This window comes from Streptomyces sp. NPDC053513, from assembly GCF_044544765.1.
Lineage (GTDB): Bacteria > Actinomycetota > Actinomycetes > Streptomycetales > Streptomycetaceae > Streptomyces > Streptomyces litmocidini.
Window position 1 is genome coordinate 125232 of record NZ_JBITXP010000001.1, and the last position, 17199, is coordinate 142430.

Annotated in this window: 16 protein-coding genes; 11 read left to right on the forward strand and 5 right to left on the reverse strand. The window is 74.6% G+C overall.

Going from position 1 to position 17199, the window contains the following annotated elements; translation table 11 throughout:
• Positions 1 to 7: 7 nt before the first annotated feature.
• A complete protein-coding gene (locus ACIGW4_RS00575; RefSeq protein ID WP_123455973.1) occupies positions 8 to 682 on the reverse strand; it encodes an AIM24 family protein in 675 nt (224 codons plus the stop codon).
• Between the two features lie 71 nt (positions 683 to 753).
• On the opposite strand from ACIGW4_RS00575, the gene ACIGW4_RS00580 reads away from it, so the two are divergent.
• From ACIGW4_RS00580 to ACIGW4_RS00600, 5 genes are all read left to right on the forward strand, one after another.
• Positions 754 to 1464: a peptidyl-tRNA hydrolase gene (locus tag ACIGW4_RS00580; protein ID WP_123455972.1), complete on the forward strand. Its 711-nt coding sequence runs from the start codon at positions 754 to 756 to the stop codon at positions 1462 to 1464.
• A gap of 72 nt (positions 1465 to 1536) precedes the next feature.
• Positions 1537 to 2673, forward strand: a complete 1137-nt coding sequence (locus ACIGW4_RS00585) for a hypothetical protein (RefSeq protein WP_399577496.1) — start codon at positions 1537 to 1539, stop codon at positions 2671 to 2673.
• Between the two features lie 74 nt (positions 2674 to 2747).
• Positions 2748 to 4190: a DUF692 family multinuclear iron-containing protein gene (locus ACIGW4_RS00590; protein ID WP_399577499.1), complete on the forward strand. Its 1443-nt coding sequence runs from the start codon at positions 2748 to 2750 to the stop codon at positions 4188 to 4190.
• Positions 4191 to 4192: 2 nt separating this feature from the next.
• Positions 4193 to 5254 (forward strand): TIGR04222 domain-containing membrane protein, encoded by a 1062-nt coding sequence (locus ACIGW4_RS00595; RefSeq protein WP_399577501.1) that lies wholly within the window; start codon positions 4193 to 4195, stop codon positions 5252 to 5254.
• A gap of 53 nt (positions 5255 to 5307) precedes the next feature.
• Positions 5308 to 6030 (forward strand): TIGR04222 domain-containing membrane protein, encoded by a 723-nt coding sequence (locus ACIGW4_RS00600; RefSeq protein ID WP_398710504.1) that lies wholly within the window; start codon positions 5308 to 5310, stop codon positions 6028 to 6030.
• A gap of 336 nt (positions 6031 to 6366) precedes the next feature.
• On the opposite strand, the gene hemQ is transcribed toward ACIGW4_RS00600, so the two are convergent.
• On the reverse strand, positions 6367 to 7080 hold the full coding sequence (gene hemQ / locus ACIGW4_RS00605; protein ID WP_030690075.1) for a hydrogen peroxide-dependent heme synthase: 714 nt from the start codon (positions 7078 to 7080) through the stop codon (positions 6367 to 6369).
• Positions 7081 to 7097: 17 nt separating this feature from the next.
• The gene (hemG, locus tag ACIGW4_RS00610) at positions 7098 to 8573 is read right to left on the reverse strand and encodes a protoporphyrinogen oxidase (RefSeq protein WP_399577504.1); all 1476 of its coding nucleotides are present in this window, start codon (positions 8571 to 8573) and stop codon (positions 7098 to 7100) included.
• Positions 8574 to 8712: 139 nt separating this feature from the next.
• On the opposite strand from hemG, the gene ACIGW4_RS00615 reads away from it, so the two are divergent.
• The 3 genes from ACIGW4_RS00615 to ACIGW4_RS00625 all read left to right on the forward strand — a co-directional run bounded on the left by ACIGW4_RS00615 (position 8713) and on the right by ACIGW4_RS00625 (position 11604).
• On the forward strand, positions 8713 to 9714 hold the full coding sequence (locus ACIGW4_RS00615; protein WP_399577507.1) for a DUF4349 domain-containing protein: 1002 nt from the start codon (positions 8713 to 8715) through the stop codon (positions 9712 to 9714).
• 9 nt (positions 9715 to 9723) lie between these two features.
• A complete protein-coding gene (locus tag ACIGW4_RS00620) occupies positions 9724 to 11097 on the forward strand; it encodes an FAD-dependent oxidoreductase (protein WP_123455964.1) in 1374 nt (457 codons plus the stop codon).
• A gap of 66 nt (positions 11098 to 11163) precedes the next feature.
• Positions 11164 to 11604 (forward strand): hypothetical protein, encoded by a 441-nt coding sequence (locus tag ACIGW4_RS00625; RefSeq protein WP_398710510.1) that lies wholly within the window; start codon positions 11164 to 11166, stop codon positions 11602 to 11604.
• A gap of 66 nt (positions 11605 to 11670) precedes the next feature.
• Here ACIGW4_RS00625 and hemE read toward each other — a convergent pair whose 3' ends face one another.
• Entirely contained in the window at positions 11671 to 12747 is a 1077-nt protein-coding gene (gene hemE / locus ACIGW4_RS00630) for a uroporphyrinogen decarboxylase (protein WP_123455962.1), read from the reverse strand.
• Positions 12748 to 12836: 89 nt separating this feature from the next.
• On the opposite strand from hemE, the gene ACIGW4_RS00635 reads away from it, so the two are divergent.
• The 3 genes from ACIGW4_RS00635 to ACIGW4_RS00645 all read left to right on the forward strand — a co-directional run bounded on the left by ACIGW4_RS00635 (position 12837) and on the right by ACIGW4_RS00645 (position 15820).
• Positions 12837 to 13529, forward strand: a complete 693-nt coding sequence (locus tag ACIGW4_RS00635) for a DUF3000 domain-containing protein (RefSeq protein WP_359591080.1) — start codon at positions 12837 to 12839, stop codon at positions 13527 to 13529.
• A 261-nt stretch (positions 13530 to 13790) separates the two neighbouring features.
• The gene (locus tag ACIGW4_RS00640; protein WP_015037008.1) at positions 13791 to 14456 is read left to right on the forward strand and encodes a response regulator transcription factor; all 666 of its coding nucleotides are present in this window, start codon (positions 13791 to 13793) and stop codon (positions 14454 to 14456) included.
• A gap of 80 nt (positions 14457 to 14536) precedes the next feature.
• Entirely contained in the window at positions 14537 to 15820 is a 1284-nt protein-coding gene (locus tag ACIGW4_RS00645; RefSeq protein ID WP_398710513.1) for a ribonuclease D, read from the forward strand.
• A 66-nt stretch (positions 15821 to 15886) separates the two neighbouring features.
• Here ACIGW4_RS00645 and ACIGW4_RS00650 read toward each other — a convergent pair whose 3' ends face one another.
• Positions 15887 to 17017, reverse strand: a complete 1131-nt coding sequence (locus ACIGW4_RS00650; RefSeq protein ID WP_399577514.1) for an alpha/beta hydrolase — start codon at positions 17015 to 17017, stop codon at positions 15887 to 15889.
• Positions 17018 to 17199 lie beyond the last annotated feature (182 nt).

Sequence of the window (17199 nt, forward strand, 5' to 3'; positions counted from 1 at the left end):
GAGAGCCTCAGTTCGAGGTCTTCTGCGGGGTGAGCTCGCTCGGCCGGACGACGACGAAGCCCTGCCCCTCCAGCTTGAGCTGCACCGCCTCGCCCGAGCCGCCGCGGATCATCGAGCCGAGCGACTGCGAGCGGTGCAGGGAGGTGTGGAGCTGCTCGCTCCAGCCGACGACGGCGTCGGTGTCGACGTACACCGGGGCCTGCGGGGTGACGGGGATGACGATCGGGTTGCCCTCGCACATCAGGGCGATCTTGCCGTGGCCGGAGAAGACGGAGTTGAAGAGGCCGCCGCCGGTCATGCCGGCGCCCTTCACGGTCCTGATGTCGTAGTGGAGCGTGGAGTCGAAGCAGAGCACGTTGCGGCCGTTGACGGTGAACGCCTCGCCCTGCTCGATCTCGACGATGAAGCAGTTCTGCGCCTCGTGCGCGAACCAGGCCTCGCCCTGGCCGCGTACGGCCATCAGCGGCAGGCCCTCGCCGGTGACGGCGCGCTTGAGCATGCCGCCGATGCCCTGGCCCTTGCGTTCGAACTGGAGGTCGCCGCGGAAGGCGATCATCGAACCCTGGCGGGCGTGCATCTCGCCGTTGACCGTGTACTTGACCGATTTGGCGTTCTGGAGGGTCATTCCCGGGAAGGTCGCCGCCTCGGCGAGGTGTTCGCCCGCAAAAAGATCACTCTTCATGCAGGGCATCCTGTCCCGGAAGGGATGATTCCCACAAGAATCGCTCGTCACCCTGATGGCAGACTTGCCGGGTGAGCAGCAACGAGACCGATCTCCGCGACGAGAAGCCCCAGTTCGTCCTCCCCCTGGTCGTCCGGATCGAGCGCGACGCGCCCCCGAGCCGCACCGACGCCCTGGAGACCGCGGCGCGGGCCGTCCTGGAGATCCTCAGCGACGACCGGTCCCTCGGCGAGGGCGAGTGGGCGCGGGCGATCGCCGACTGGCAGGACGCCCGGATCCGGAAGGTGGTGCGCCGGGCCCGCGGCGCGGAGTGGCGCCGGGCGGGCGCCCTCCCCGGGATCACCGTCGGCGGTACGGAGGCGGAGGTACGGGTCTTCCCGCCGGTCCCGCTCGACGGCTGGCCCAAGGACCTCGCCAGGCTCCAGGTGTCGGGCACCGACCTCGACGACCCGGCCGGGCCCGGTCCCGTGCCGGAGGGCGCGGTGGTGCTGTGGCTCAACCCGGAGCTCGACATGTCGGCCGGCAAGGCGATGGCCCAGGCCGGACACGGGGCGCAACTGCTGTGGTGGGCGATGTCGGACGCCGACCGGAAGGCCTGGCGCGAGGCGGGCTTCCCGCTCGCGGTGCGGACCGCGACGGCCGAGGACTGGTCGGAGCTGACGGTGAGCGGCCTCCCGGTGGTGCGGGACGCGGGCTTCACGGAGATCGCCCCGGGTTCGTGCACGGTGGTGTCCGAGGGCGGCACGCGTTTCGCCCCGCAGCTGCGGCTCCCCCGGACCTGACCGGCACGACCGGGCGGCCGGGTGTCGGACCCGTGCCGTAGCGTGCGGGTCCTTCGCTTCGAGGAGATCCACATGTCCGTTCCCGCCCGCCTCAGGGCCACCGTCCCCGCCCCCCTGTCCTCGCCCGATGCCGGTCCGCCGGAGATCGCGGGCCTGCCGGGGCGCAGGATCCTCGTCCAGGGGAGCGACGAGGAGGTCGTGGCGCGGCCCCTGGACGACGCCTTCGCCGCGGTCCCGGGGACGGAGGTCCGTTTCCCCGCCCCGTGGCCGCGCCGCCGCGGGACGTGGGAGGTGGCGCCGGACGCGAGCCTGGCCGTCTTCGCCGGGGTGCACGCCGTGCGCGCCGTGGAGCCGTCGGGCGCGACGCGCTGGGAGGTCCGGCACGGCTGCTGGTACGGCGCGTGCCGGGAGATGCACGAGTCGTACGAGGAGTACGCGGAGGAGCGGGACCACCGCTACCCGGACGGGGGTTCGGTCGGCTTCTCCGCGGACGGGAAGCTCGTCTGGGCCCATGTGCGCGGCCCGTTGCCCGAGGGCGGGCTGGGCCCGGACGCCGTCGACGAGTGGCTGGTGATCGACGCCGTCGACGGTCGTGTGCTCGCCCGTGGCGACGCCGGGGCCGCGGCGGCCGGCAGCGAGCACCTCCCCCACCCGACCGACCCCGGCCGGATGGGCCTCGGCATCGGCGAGGGCCAGGACGGCGCGTCCCTGCGCCTGGGCCGCTGGGACGGAGAACGGCTGGACGTCACGTATGTGGAGGGCGACCTCTGCCTGCTGGACGTGAGCCCCTCGGGCGAGCGGATCATGACGGTCTCCCACGACCAGGACGCGCTCTCCGTCCGCGACTTCGACGGCCGGCCGGTGGAGGGGCTGGAGTGGGACGCCGAGTCGGTGCTGCCGCCGCACCCCGACGCCCCGTCGAACGACGAGGACGCCGAGGACGAGGCGCCCGCCTGCTGGGACTGGGCGGGCGGCTTCGTGGACGGGACGACCCTCGTCGTCTCGTCCGTCGAGAGCGACGACGAGTGGGGCGAGGTCCGGCACTGGCTGCTCGACACCACGGGCACGCACGGCCTCCGGCGGATCGCCTATCCGTCCCCGCCCTCCGGACAGCCGACCGCACTCGGGCACGGCGCCTGGGCGACGCCGTCCGAGTCCGGCGACGCCCTGCACGTCTGGGTGGCGGCCGAAGCTCAAATGAACCTCTGAACCTGGGCCCCTCGCGGTTCGGACGGAGGCGCCCGGGCCATCACGTGAGGGACTGAGGACCGAAGGAGGGGGACATGACGGAACTCGGCATCGGCATCGGGTGGCGTCCCGAGATCGCCGAGGCGGTGGAGGCACTGCCCGGCGTCGACTGGGTGGAGGTCGTCGCGGAGAACATCTGCGCGGACCATCTGCCCGACTCCCTGGCCCGGCTGCGCGAGCGCGGCGTGACGGTCGTGCCGCACGGCGTCTCGCTCGGGCTCGGCGGCGCGGACCGGCCGGACCCGGCGCGGCTCGCGGCGCTCGGCGAGAAGGCGGTGGCCCTGGGAGCGCCGCTGGTCACGGAGCACATCGCGTTCGTACGGGCCGGGGGGCCGCTCACCGCGACCCCGCTGCTCGAAGCGGGCCACCTGCTGCCCGTGCCCCGCACGCGGGACGCCCTCGACGTGCTCTGCGAGAACGTGCGCATCGCGCAGGACGCGCTGCCCGTCCCGCTCGCCCTGGAGAACATCGCGGCCCTGATCGCCTGGCCGGGCGAGGAGATGACGGAGGGACAGTTCCTGGCGGAGCTGGTGGAGCGTACGGGGGTGCGGCTCCTCGTCGACGTCGCCAACCTGCACACGAACCACGTCAACCGGGGCGAGGACCCGGCACGGGCCCTGTCCGAGCTGCCGGTCGAGGCGATCGCGTACGTGCACGTGGCGGGCGGCGTCGAGCGGGACGGGGTCTGGCACGACACCCACGCGCACCCCGTGCCGAAGCCGGTGCTGGACGTCCTGGCGGACCTCACCTCACGGGTGTCCCCGCCGGGGGTACTGCTGGAGCGCGACGACGACTTCCCGCCGGCGGCGGAGTTGGCGGCGGAGCTGGAGACCATCCGGACCGTCGTGGGCACACGTTCCGCGAGGGCGAAGGGGCTCCCCCCTGCTCGAGCGGAGTCGAGGGCTCGGGGGAGGGTGGGCACGGCCCACGCGCACGGCGCCCGATCCCTTGAGCCCGCACCCCGACGGGCCGTCGCCGACCCGCTCCTCATCGGCGCGGGCGCCCGCGCATCGGGCGGCCCGATGCCGAGCGCCCCGGTCGTCCACGAGCCCGACCCCGCACCGCGAGCCGGCGCCCGCCAGCGCCTGGCCGTGACCCAGGCCGCCCTCCTCTCCGCCCTCGTCGCCGGCACCCCCGTCCCCGAAGGCTTCGACACCCGGCGGATCGGGGTCCAGAGCCGCGCCCTCGCGGCCAAGCGGGCCGGGGTCGTCGCGAAGGTCGCGCCGGAGCTGCCGGAGATCCTCGGCAAGGGCTTCCGGCCCGCGTTCCTCGCGTACGCCCGGTCCCGCCCCATGACCGGCGGCTACCGCCGGGACGCGCTCGACTTCGTCGAGCACCTGCTGCTCGCCGACCGGCCGGAGGACCCGGCGGCGCGGCGGCGGCTCACGGAGTGGTGGCAGGACCGTTCCGGCAGCCGCCCGCCGGGCCGCGCCACCCGGCTCGTACGGGCCGCCCGACACGCCCTCGTACGGAGATGACCATGGACGTCCTGCTCGTGCTCCTCTACCTCGCGGGCGCCGTCGGCATCGCCCTCGTCATCACCCGGGTCGTCCGGACGCGCGGCGGGCCCGGCGGGCCCGTCCACGACCGGTACGAGGTCGCCTTCCTCAACGGCGGCCCGGCCCGCGTCGTCGACACCGCGCTCGCCGCCCTCCAGGGGGACGGCAGGATCGCGATCGGCGGCCCCGGCATCGTCGCGGTCGTCCGTCCCACCGCGTACGACCCGGTGGAGCGCGCCGTCCTCCAGGAGCTCGCCGCAGCCCCGCACGGGGCCCTGCCCCCTCTGCGGCTCGGCGTGATGCGGCATCCGGCGGTCCAGGAGATCGGCGACGGCCTCGCGGCGCGCGGACTGGTCGTCGCGCCGTCGACCCGGCGGACCACGGCCCGCTGGTGCCTCGCCCTCGGGCTGACGGCCTTCGTGCTCTTCCCGGTCTCGATCCTCCTCACCGTGGTCGACTTCGCGAGCGCCCCGGAGTTCCGGCTCCCGTTCGTCATCAAGGTGCTGCCGGTGCTGCTCGCCGCCGGGATCACCGCGATCGTCTGCGGCTCGATCTCCGCCGGGCAGGTCACCCCGGCCGGCCGCCGTGCGGTCTTCGCGTACGGGCGGGCGCACGGCCATCCCTCCGACGCCGGGCGTCTCGTGGCCCTGCACGGGCTGCGGGCCGTGCCGGATCCGGTGCTCCGGGAGCAGCTCGTCGCCGCCGCCCGGTTCCACGCGCCGCCTCGGCGGCGGAACGGGCGCGGCGGGCGGCCCCCGGCGGCGCACTTCCCGTCCGCGGACGCGGCCGTCCTCGGCGCGGCGACCGAGTGGTGCGCGACCAGCGGCTCCTGCGGAGGGGGCGGCGGGAGCTCCTGCTCGGGCGGCGGGAGCTCCTGCTCATCGGGGTCCTGTTCCTCGGGTTCCTGCTCCGGCGGCGGGTCGAGCTGCGGCAGCTCCGGGAGTGGGTCGAGCTGCGGAAGCTCCGGCGGCGGGTCGAGCTGCGGAAGCTCCAGCTCGTGTTCGAGTTCGAGCTCCAGCTCGTGTTCCGGTTCCAGCAGCTGAGGGCCGGGGCCGATCGGGTGGCGGGCGCGTCCCCCGTCCCGTAGAACCGGGGCATGATCTGGGTTCCGCTCCTCCTGGTGGCGTACGTCGTGGCCGGTGTCGGCTGCGCGCGGGTCTGCCGTGCCTCGCTCGCCGCCGCCCGCCCGCACGGGTCGCCCGGCGGTGCGCGGGAGCTCACCGTGTGCGAGGCGGCCTACCTCGCCGGCGGGCCGCCGCGGGTCGTCGATCTGACCCTGGTGTCGATGCACCGGTCGCGGCGGCTGCTGCTCGCCCGCACCGGCTGGGCGACGGTCGTGGACGCGACCGGCGGGGACGAGCTGGAGCGCGCGGTGCTGGCGGCCATCGGGCCCGGCGGGCAGTCGCCGGTCCCCGCCGTCCGTCCGGTGGTCGCGGCTGCCGAGTGCGTGCGCCTCCTCGCGGAGGATCTGGTCGAGCGGGGGCTCGCCGTGTCCGAGGAGGGCCGTCGGGAGGTCGCGTCGGGGGTGCGGGCGGTACGGGCGGGGTTCCTGCTGACGCTGGTCCTCGGGACGGTCGCGGTGCTCCTGGTGCCGGCGGCCGACCGGCCCCCGGTCGTCGCCGGGTTCGCGCTGCCGCTGGTCGGGGCGGGGCTGTGCCTGCTGATCGGCCGGACCGAGGCGTATCCGTACACCCGCTGGGCGTCGCCGGCCGGGCAGCGGCTGCTCGCCGGGCTCTCGCGGACCGATCCGCCGACCGCCCTGGCGACGCGTGGTCCCGCCGTCCTCGAACCGGAGCTCCGTGCGGCCCTGGAAGGCTGAGGCACGGTCGGGAAGGTCCCGGAAATGACGCCGGTGCGGCGCGCGTGACGCGCGCCGCACCCGGAGCCGGACCCGGTGTCGCTGGAGCGGCGGGCAATGGTGCCGCCCGCCGTCTGATCTTCCGGGTCAAGGGGTGGCGGGGGGGGGGGGGGGGGGGGGGGGGCCCCCCCCGGGGGGCCCCCCCCCCCGGGCCCCCCCCCCCCCCCCCCGGCCGCGCGCCGGGGGGGGGGGGGGGGTCGAGGCGCCCCGCGCCCCCCCCCCCCCCCCGGCCCCCGGGCCCCGCCCCCCCCCCCCCCCCCCCCCCCCCCCCCCCCGCCACCAGGTTTCACACGGCCGTCAGGCCAGGCCCGCCACCAGGTCGGCGACGCTCTTGCGGCGGCCGGTGAAGAACGGGACCTCCTCGCGGACGTGCATCCGTGCCTCGGAGGCGCGCAGGTGGCGCATGAGGTCGACGATGCGGTGCAGCTCGTCGGCCTCGAAGGCGAGGAGCCACTCGTAGTCGCCGAGCGAGAAGGAGGCGACCGTGTTGGCGCGGACGTCGGGGTAGCCGCGGGCCATCTTGCCGTGGTCGGCGAGCATGCGGCGGCGGTCCTCGTCCGGCAGCAGGTACCAGTCGTAGGAGCGCACGAAGGGGTAGACCGAGACGTAGTCGCGCGGGTTCTCGTCGGCCAGGAAGGCCGGGATGTGCGACTTGTTGAACTCGGCGGGGCGGTGCAGCGCCATGTTCGACCAGACCGGCTCCAGGGCGCGGCCCAGCTTGGTGCGGCGGAAGAGGTTGTACGCCTCCTGGAGCTCGTCGCTCGTCTCGGCGTGCCACCAGATCATGACGTCGGCGTCGGCGCGCAGACCGGAGAGGTCGTACGTGCCGCGGATCGTGATGTCCTTGGCCGCGAGCTGGTCGAACAGCTCCTGGACCTCGTCGGCGTAACCGCCGCGGTCCTCGGGAAGAACGTCGCGCAGCTTGAAGACGGACCACAGGGTGTAGCGGATGACCTCGTTGAGGTCCTTCGCCTTCTTACCGGCGTTCGGGATCTTTTCGGGCGCACTCATACGCCTATTCTCGCCCGTCACGAGGAGTGCCCCGCACCGGGGTGCCCCGTTCCCGACGTGGCGATGATCTCGTCGGCCGCGCGGTGGGCCGAGGCGATGCAGGCGGGGATGCCGACGCCGTCGTACGCGGCGCCCGCGAGCCGCAGTCCGGGGAGGGCGGCGACGGCGGCGCGGACGCGGGCGACGCGGGCGAGGTGGCCGACGGGGTACTGGGGCAGGCCGCCGATCCAGCGGGTGACCGTGGACGCGACCGGGCGGGCGGAGAGTCCGGTGGCGGCGGCGAGGTCCTTGAGGGAGGCGTCGACGAGGTCGGAGTCCTCGCGATGGACCTGTGCCTCCTCGCCGTGGCGGCCGACGGAGGTGCGCAGCACGAACAGGTCGGGGGCGGCGTCGGAGACCCACCGCCACTTCTGGGCGGAGAAGGTGGAGGCCTTGACGGTGTGGCCGTCGACGGGCGGGACCAGGAAGCCGGAGCCGGACAGGGCGGGCACGTCGGAGCGGCGGAAGGCGAGGGTGATCAGGGCCATGGAGGCGTAGTCGATCGCGTCGAGTTCGGCGGCGGCGGCCGGGGCGAGGCCTCCGAGGAGGCCGGCGGCGGTGCCGGCGGGGGTGGCGAGGACGACGGCGTCGGCGTCGAGGGACCGGTCCCGGGTCACCACCTGCCAGCCGGTGGCGCCGGTGCGGACCAGCGCGCTCACGGGCGTGCCGGTGAGGATCTCGCCGCCGGCGGCGCGGATCGCGTCGGCGACCGCGCCGGGGAGGGTGCCGATGCCGCCCTCGATGCCGAGGAAGACGGAGCCGCCGAGGCCGGTGGCGGCGCCCGCCGCGTCGGCGGGGGTGGCGGCGCCGGCGCGCTGGACGGCGTGGACGGCGGCGGTGAGCGTGGGGTGGACGCGGGCGGCCTCGAAGAGGGCGGGGACGGCGGCCTTCATCGAGATGCGGTGGGCGTCACCGGCGTACACCCCGCCGAGGAGGGGTTCGACGAGCCGGTCCACGACCTCGTGGCCCATGCGGGCGGCGACGTACGCCCCGATGGCGATGTCCTCGCCGATCTCGGTCGGCGGCAGCTCCAGGTCGCCGCCGATGCGGCGCACGCCCTCCGCCGAGAGGAGCCCCTCGACGGCGGCGGGGCTGCCGGGGACGCCCATGACGTGTCCCTTGGGCATGGGGACCAGCTCGCCCCGGGACCAGACGGACGCGGTGGTGGTCGCGGGAGGCTGGAGCCGGTCGCCGAGGCCGACGGCCCGGGCGAGGGCGACGGCCTCGGGACGGCGGGCGAGCAGCGACTCGGCGCCGAGGTCGACGGGCGCGCCCGCGATCTCCCCGGCGAGGAGCTTGCCGCCGAGCCGTCCCCCGGCTTCGAGGAGGGTCACCCGGTGGCCGGCGAGGGCCAGCCGGTGGGCGGCGGCGAGTCCGGCGATCCCGCCTCCGGCGACGACGACGTGCGGCCCGGTCCGAGGCCCGGCGTGCTGTCCCGTGGTGTCCGCGTTCATGGCACCACTCTCTCAAACCGGCCCCCCGCTCCCGTTCCGAGGCCGGACCGTGACCGCATCGCTACCGCCGGAGGGCAACCCGCACCCGGGAGCCGTACGTCCAAGAGGCATCACTCGTCACCACCTTGGGGGGATCCTCGTGCGGGCAGCAAGAACGAGAACGGCGGCCGCGGTCCTGCTGGCGGCCTCACTGGCCCTGACCGGCTGCGGCGCGGGCGCCGCGGACACGGCCTCGGACGGCAAGGGGGGCGCGGCGGCGGGGCCCGCCGACGCGGGGGCCGGGGGCGCCGCGGACCGCTCGGCCGCCGGGAGCGGCGCGGGAGCCGCCGGGAAGCCCGCGTCGAAGGCGTCGGCCGGGCAGCACGTCATCCGTACCGCCTCGCTCTCCGTGGAGGTGAAGGACGCGGCGAAGGCCCTGGTCACGGCCCGCCGGGCGGCGGCGGACGCGGGCGGGCACGTGGAGAACGAGTCGACGGAGCGCGTCGACGACGCGTACCTCGTCTCACAGCTCGTGCTGCGGGTGCCGCAGGAGCGGTACGACTCCGTCCTCGCCGAACTCGCGGGCACCGGGAGGCTCCTCGACCGCAAGGCGGGCGCCGAGGACGTCACCGACCAGGTGGTGGACGTGGAGAGCCGGATCGCCACCCAGCGGGCGAGCGTGGCGCGGGTGCGGGCCCTGATGGACCGGGCGGAGAAGCTGTCCGACGTGGTGACCCTGGAGGGCGAGCTGAGCCGCCGTCAGGCGGACCTGGAGGCGCTGCTCGCCCGGCAGTCCTCGCTGAAGGACCGGACGACGATGGCGACGATCACCCTGCGGCTCTCCGAGAAGGAGAAGCCGCCGGCGGAGGAGCCGGAGGAGGGACGTCCCGGCTTCGGGGACGCCCTGAGCGGCGGCTGGCACGCGCTGGTGGGCGCGGCGGCCTGGGTCGGGATCGTGCTGACCGCCCTGGCCCCGTGGCTCGCGGTCGCCCTGGTGGTCTTCGTCCTGTGGCGCCGTCTCGTCCGGCCGCGCCTCGCGTCCCGTCCCCGGCCGGCGGCCGCCGTCCCCGCCCCGCCGGACGTCCCGCGGAACGCCGCCGGAGCGCCCACGGGGACCGAGGGACCGAAGGCCCCGCAGCCCCGGGAGGCCCCCGAGAAGTAGCGTCTCCCCATGAGCGAACGACTGGTGGTCATCGGTGGCGACGCGGCGGGCATGTCCGCCGCGTCGCAGGCACGCAGGCTCAAGGGCCCCGACGAGCTGGAGATCGTCGCCTTCGAGCGCGGGCACTTCTCCTCGTACTCGGCCTGTGGGATCCCGTACTGGGTCGGCGGGGACGTGGCCGCGCGCGGGGAGCTGATCGCGCGCTCCCCCGAGGAGCACCGCGCCCGTGACATCGACCTGCGGACGCGGACCGAGGTGACGGAGATCGACCTCCCGGGGCAGCGGGTCCGCTCGCGGGACCTGGAGGCGGGCACGGAGACGTGGACGGGCTTCGACAAGCTGGTGATCGCGACCGGGGCCCGGCCGCTGCGCCCGCCGCTGCCGGGGATCGACGCGCCGGGGGTGCACGGGGTGCAGACCCTGGACGACGGTCAGGCCCTGCTCGACTCGCTGTCCGCGGCGCCGGGGCGGCGGGCGGTCGTCGTCGGCGCCGGGTACATCGGCGTGGAGATGGCGGAGGCCCTGCTGAGCCGGGGCTACGAGGTGACGGTGCTGACCCGGGGCGAGCAGCCGATGGCGACCCTCGATCCGGACATGGGACGGCTCGTGCACCGGGCGATGGACGGTCTGGGGATCAGGACGGTCGTCTCGGCGCCGGTGACGAAGATCCTGACGGGTTCGGACGGCCGGGTGCGGGCGGTGGCGACGGAGGCGGACGAGTACCCGGCGGACGTGGTGGTCCTCGGCACGGGCGTGGAGCCGGAGACCTCGCTCGCGCGGGCGGCGGGGCTGCCCCTCGGGGCGTACGGGGGGCTGCTCACCGATCTGTCGATGCGGGTCCGGGGGCACGGGAACGTCTGGGCCGGCGGGGACTGCGTGGAGGTCCTGGACCTGGTCTCGGGCCGGGAGCGGCACGTGCCGCTGGGCACGCACGCCAACAAGCACGGCCAGGTCATCGGGGCGAACGTGGGCGGCGGTTACGCGACCTTCCCGGGGGTCGTGGGCACGGCGGTGTCGAAGGTGTGCGACCTGGAGATCGCGCGGACGGGCCTGCGGGAGAAGGATGCCCGGGAGGTGGGGCTGCGGTTCACGGCGGTGACGGTCGAGTCGACGAGCCGGGCGGGCTACTACCCGGGGGCCGCGCCGATGACGGTGAAGATGCTGGCCGAGCGGCGCACGGGCCGGCTGCTCGGGGTGCAGATCGTGGGCCGGGAGGGCGCGGCGAAGCGGGTGGACGTCGCGGCGGTGGCGCTCACGGCGAGGATGACGGTGGAGGAGATGACGGCCCTGGACCTGGGGTACGCGCCGCCGTTCTCGCCGGTGTGGGACCCGGTGCTGATCGCGGCGCGGAAGGCGGCGGGGGCCGTGCGGGCGGCGGGTTGACCCGAGCGGCGCAGCGACGGTGCGTGACCGTTTGCGGCCATGATGTCACCATGAGTGACTGGTCGCATGATCAGACACACGACGCGCGCGCTCTGCGCCGCCTCTCTCGTCATAGCCCCGGTCGCCCTGGCGGCGACGCCCGCCCACGCGGTGACCACCTGCCAGGTCAACGGCGTCACCGTCAGCAGCACGAACGTCGTCGGCACCGCGGGCTCCGACCGCATCACCTGCGGCTCGCTGGCCCCCGGTGACCAGGTCAGCGGCCTCGGCGGCGCCGACTACATCTCCATCGGCGGCAGCCTCGGCAGCGGTGCCGTCGTCCGGGGCGGCAGCGGCCAGGACTACGTCCTGGTCAACGGCTCCGTCGGGTCGATGGCCCAGGTCCTCGGTGAGGCGGACGGCGACTACATCCGCACCGGCACGAACCTGGGCGTCGTCAACGGCGGCACCGGCTTCGACCTGTGCCGGGTGGCGGGCGGCAACCCGCCCGTCAACTGCGAGGCCTGACACCCGTCGGCCCCGTTCCCTGTGCGCCGCCGGCCCCGGCGGCGCACAGGGGCGTGCGGGCTCCGCTCAGCGGGCGGTCCGCGTGTGCACGTACTCGACGAGGCGGCTCAGCGCGTCCGGGTCCATCGCCGGCATGACGCCGTGGCCCAGGTTGAAGACGTGCCCCTCCAGGCCCTCGGCGGCGGCCAGGACCTCGTCGGTCTTGGCCTCCACGACCTCGCGCGAGGCGAAGAGCACGGCCGGGTCCAGGTTGCCCTGGAGGGCCTTGCCGGGGCCGACGCGGCGGGCGGCCTCGTCGAGCGGGACGCGCCAGTCGACGCCGACGACGTCCGCGCCGGCCTCGCCCATCAGGCCGAGGAGCTCGCCCGTGCCGACGCCGAAGTGGATGCGCGGGACGCCGTAGGAGGCGACCGCGTCGAAGACCTTGGCGGAGGCCGGCATCACCGAGCGGCGGTAGTCGGCCGGGGCGAGGGCGCCGACCCAGGAGTCGAAGAGCTGCACGGCGGAGGCGCCGGCCTCGATCTGGACCTTGAGGAAGGTCGAGGTGATCTCGGCGAGGCGGTCGAGCAGGTCGGCCCAGAGCTGCGGGTCGCCGTACATGAGCGCCTTGGTGTGCTCGTGGCTGCGCGACGGGCCGCCCTCGACGAGGTAGCTCGCGAGGGTGAAAGGCGCGCCGGCGAAGCCGATGAGCGGGGTGTCGCCCAGCTCCTCGGTGAGCATGCCGATGGCCTCGGTGACGTAGTGGACGTCCTCGGGGGTGAGGTCGCGCAGCCGGGCCAGGTCGGCGCGGGTGCGGATCGGGTCGGCGACGACCGGTCCGACGCCGGGCTTGATGTCGAGGTCGAGGCCGATGGCCTTGAGGGGGACGACGATGTCGCTGAAGTAGATGGCGGCGTCGACCTTGTGGCGGCGCACCGGCTGGAGCGTGATCTCGGTGACCAGCTCGGGCCGCATGCACGACTCGAGCATGGGGATGCCCTCGCGGACCTTCAGGTACTCGGGGAGGGAGCGCCCGGCCTGTCGCATGAACCAGACGGGGGTGTGGGGCACCGGCTCGCGCCGGCACGCCCTGAGGAACGCGGAGTCGTGCGTCCGCGACTGCTGCTTCGTCTGCTGGCCCTGCGGGCTGTCCATGGCACTCACGCCCAAATCTTCGCATGTGGCGGGAAGCCGCTCGTCCGGGCCGGGTGTCCTCCCTGCACAGAGGCCCCGTTCCGCCTACTCTTCCCCGCATGGCTGCGGCTCAGGGACATTTTTCCGATCATTCCGACGGCGATCGAGGGACGGACGTAACGGCGGACAGTACGGAGGCGAACCCGGTTCCGCCCGCCTTCCGGCGGGCGGTGGAGGCCTTGCGGTCGGCGAGGCTGCGGTCGGAGATCGAGATCGACCCGACCAGGCCGCCGCAGCGGCTCGCCCCGTACGCGTACGCGGTGGAGGCGGCCGTCGTGGAGGGCGAGGAGGACCTGGCGGACGGGCGGCTCGTGCTGCTGCACGACCCGGACGGCCACGAGGCCTGGAAGGGCACGTTCCGCCTGGTGACCCTGATCCGGGCGGAGCTGGAGCCGGAGATGGCGGCGGACCCGCTGCTGCCCGAGGTGTGCTGGTCCTGGCTGACCGGGGCGATGGAGGCGCGGGGGCTCGCGTACGGGGAGGCGAGCGGGACCGTGACGATGGCGGGTTCGCACTACTTCGGCGGGCTCGCGGACCGCAGGCCGGCGACCCAGATCGAGATCCGGGCGTCCTGGACCCCGCGCGAGGGCCTGGGCGGGGTGCCGGACACCGGGGCGCACCTGGCGGCCTGGTGCGATCTGCTCTGCCAGATCGCGGGTCTGCCGCCCGCGCCGGCGGACCCGGGGGCGGGGACGGTGACGGGCGCGGGGATCGTCTCGTTGCCCCAGCGCCGGGGGCCGCAGGGGGCCTGAAGGGGTCCCTGCGCGGCCCGCGGGCCCTTCCGGGAGGGCACCCCGGCCCTCCCCCGTGGGGGTGACGGGGCGGGGGCCGCTCGTAGGATGATCGATCACGCGTCCGAATTGCCCTAATTGTTACTCACCAAATCGTGATCTTTCCCTAAAGGCGGGCGGCCATGCTGCCGAAGGAGTCAGTGACCCCTTCACAGCACGGGTTCGCCCCCGGCTTCTTCCCCGAGCCGGCTCCGTCCCGCACCCTTCCCCCCAGGAGGCCTGGTGTCCGTTCTCCTCGAGCAGCCCGCAAGCCTGGTCGCCTACCGCCCGAACAAGCCGACGGCCATGGTCGTCGTGGCCGATCCGCGCGTCCGTTCCACCGTGACCCGCCACCTGTGGGCCCTCGGAGTACGCGACGTGATCGAGGCTTCGTCCATCGCGGAGGCCCGTCCCCGCGTCGGCAACCCGCGCGACATCTGCGTTGCCGACGTCCACCTGCCCGACGGCAGCGGCCTGACCCTGCTGTCCGAGACCCGCGCCGCGGGCTGGCCCAACGGCCTCGCCCTCTCGGCCGCCGACGACATCGGCGCCGTGCGCAACGCCCTGGCGGGCGGCGTGAAGGGCTACGTCGTCACCGGCACCCGGACCAACATCGGTCACCCCACCCGCCCCGGCGCCGCCCCCATCGGCGCCGCGGCGGCCCGCCTCGGCCACCGCCGCCCCCCGGGTGCCCCGAGCCACCCGGGCGGCTACCGCGAGCTCTCCGGCCGTGAGGTCGAGGTGCTGCGGCTCGTCGCGGAGGGCCAGTCGAACAAGGCGATCGGCGTCTCCATGGGCCTCTCCGCCCTCACCGTCAAGAGCCACCTCGCCCGCATCGCCCGCAAGCTGGGCACCGGCGACCGCGCCGGCATGGTCGCGGTGGCCCTGCGGACGGGGATCATCCACTGACGGCCGTCGGACACGGGTGCGCGCCTGTCGGCGGAACGTTCCGTCGACAGGCGCTTGCCGTTCACCGATACCCTTGACACGTGACCGACGCCCAAGAGACCGCAGCAGACACAGCACTGCGCACCACCGGGGGCGGCCCCCCGGACGACGATGTCCCTGCGAATGGGCTTCCGATCCCGTTGCTGGAGCCCCGCGAGGGGATTCCGCCCGTCGTCGAGACCGAGGACGCCCTCGCCGAGGTGATCGCCGCGTTCGCCGCCGGGAGCGGTCCCGTGGCCGTGGACGCCGAGCGCGCCTCCGGCTACCGCTACGGCCAGCGCGCCTATCTCGTCCAGCTCCGCCGCGAGGGCGCGGGCACCGCGCTCATCGACCCCGTCGGCTGTCCCGACCTCTCGGGGCTCGGCGAGGCGCTGTCCGGGGCCGAGTGGATCCTGCACGCCGCGACCCAGGACCTCCCGTGCCTGCGCGACATAGGCATGCTCCCCACCTCGCTCTTCGACACCGAGCTGGCCGGCCGTCTCGCGGGCTTCCCGCGGGTCGGCCTCGGCGCGATGGTCGAGTCCGTCCTCGGCTACGCCCTGGAGAAGGGCCACTCCGCGGTCGACTGGTCGACCCGCCCGCTGCCCGAGCCGTGGCTGCGGTACGCGGCGCTCGACGTCGAGCTCCTCGTCGACCTGCGCGACGCGCTGGAGAAGGAGCTCGACCGGCAGGGCAAGCTGGAGTGGGCCCGCCAGGAGTTCGACGCGATCGCCTCGGCCCCGCCCGCCCCGCCGCGCAAGGACCCCTGGCGCCGCACCTCCGGCATGCACAAGGTGCGCCGCCGCCGTCAGATGGCGGTCGTACGGGAGCTGTGGACGGCCCGTGACAAGGTCGCCCAGCGGCGCGACGTCTCCCCCGGCAAGGTGCTGAGCGACGCGGCGATCGTGGAGGCGGCGCTCGCGGTGCCGGTGAACGTGGCCGCGCTCACCGCGCTGCCCGGCTTCGGCAACCGGATGGGCCGCCGCCAGCTGGAGCAGTGGCAGGCCGCGGTGGACCGCGCCCGGGCCCTCCCGGAGAGCGAGCTGCCCCAGCCGGGCCAGCAGGTCGCGGGCCCGCCCCCGCCGCGCGCCTGGGCGGACAAGGACCCGGTCGCTGCCGCCCGCCTCGCGGCGGCGCGCACGGCGGTCTCGGCGCTCGCGGAGGAGCTGAACCTCCCGCAGGAGAACCTGATCACCCCGGACACCGTGCGCCGGGTCTGCTGGGAGCCGCCGTCCCCGGGCACCCCGGAGACGGTGGCGGCGGCCCTGACCGGCCACGGCGCCCGCCCGTGGCAGGTCGAACTGGTGACCCCGCTGCTCGTGAAGGCGCTGGCAGCGAACGCGTGATCCGGACGGCGGGGCCCCCGGCGCCCGGAGAGGCGCCGGGGGCCCCGCCGCGTCCCGGGACGGGCCCTACGGGGCCGGGCTGAGGTTGCCGTCGACGTCCATGTCGAAGACGCCTTGCGTCTTGCCGTCGACCTTGAGCTGCTTGAGCCAGTGCTTCGAGAGCTCGTGCACGTTCCCGTGCTGGATCTCCCACAGCACGGAATGCCCCGCGCAGGCCAGCTTGACCATCAGCTTGTGGGTGCCCGCGATGGAGTCGTACAGCGCGGGGACCGAGAAGTTGAGTTCCGGGTTGGGGTTGGGCGGTTTCGTGTTCGCCTGCCTGTCGTGCTCCCCGTACACGATCAGTACGGGCACGCTTCCGCCGAGCACCCCGCCCTGCTTCGCCGTGGTCTCGTTCCACCCCCACCGGGCGAAGCTCCTGAACCGGCTGAGCCCGTCGAGGCCTCCCCAGACGCTGCCGACCGGGTCGCTCTTCAGCAGCGCGTCCCAGACCACGTCGACGATGCCGTCCTCGCGCTGACCCTCGCAGTGCAGTTCGCCGCCCCAGCCGCCCGGGGAGGACAGTCCGCCCTTCGTGCTGAGGTTGGTCGGGAAGCCGGGCACCGGCAGCGAGGCCGGCGGATCCGAGGTGCCCTTGGCCGGGAAGATCGGCGCCAGCAGGAACAGGCTCTCGACCTTGCCGGGGTTCTGGACCGCGTACGGCCCCATCCAGAACGCGGCGGCGGACCAGCCGACGAAGGCGACCTTGTCCGCCTGGCACAGGTCGAGGACGAACTTCACGACGGTGTTCAGCTCGTCCCGGTCGCTGTACGAGTCGTTCAGCTGGTACGGGTAGTTCGGCGGGCCCGGTGTGAACCCCGGCGGCCGCGGCGTCAGCAGGTTCTGCTGGGTGGGGTTGACGTTGCGGGGGTCGCCCATCTCGGGACGCGCCGAGAGGCCGGAGCCCTGGAGGTCCATCATGAAGACGTCGTAGCCGGCCTGGGCCAGCGCCCCGGCCCAGCTGTAGTCCTTGTACCGGAGGTCGAAGCCCGGGAGCACCGGGACGCTCCGGCCGTGGAGCATGAGGACCGGCTTGCGCTTCTGACCCGGGGGCGTGCCGTTGCGTTCTCGTACGAAGAGCTCGACCTCCTCGCCCTTGTTCGCGGGGACGGTGGACGTGTGCCAGACCCAGTGATCGGTGGTGATGACCTTCGCCATGGAAGTCCGTTCCGTGAGGGGACCCGGGGTCGCGCGCCCCGGTCCGGCCAGCGTCTTCCGGGCGGGTCGAGGGCGCCACGGCACGGCCGCCGGTCTGGGCCCATCGGGTTGCGGGAACCTCCCAACGGAGGGGCGCGCGGAGGGGGCGCGTGCTGTGGTGTGGGATGTGACCTTCGCCGCTT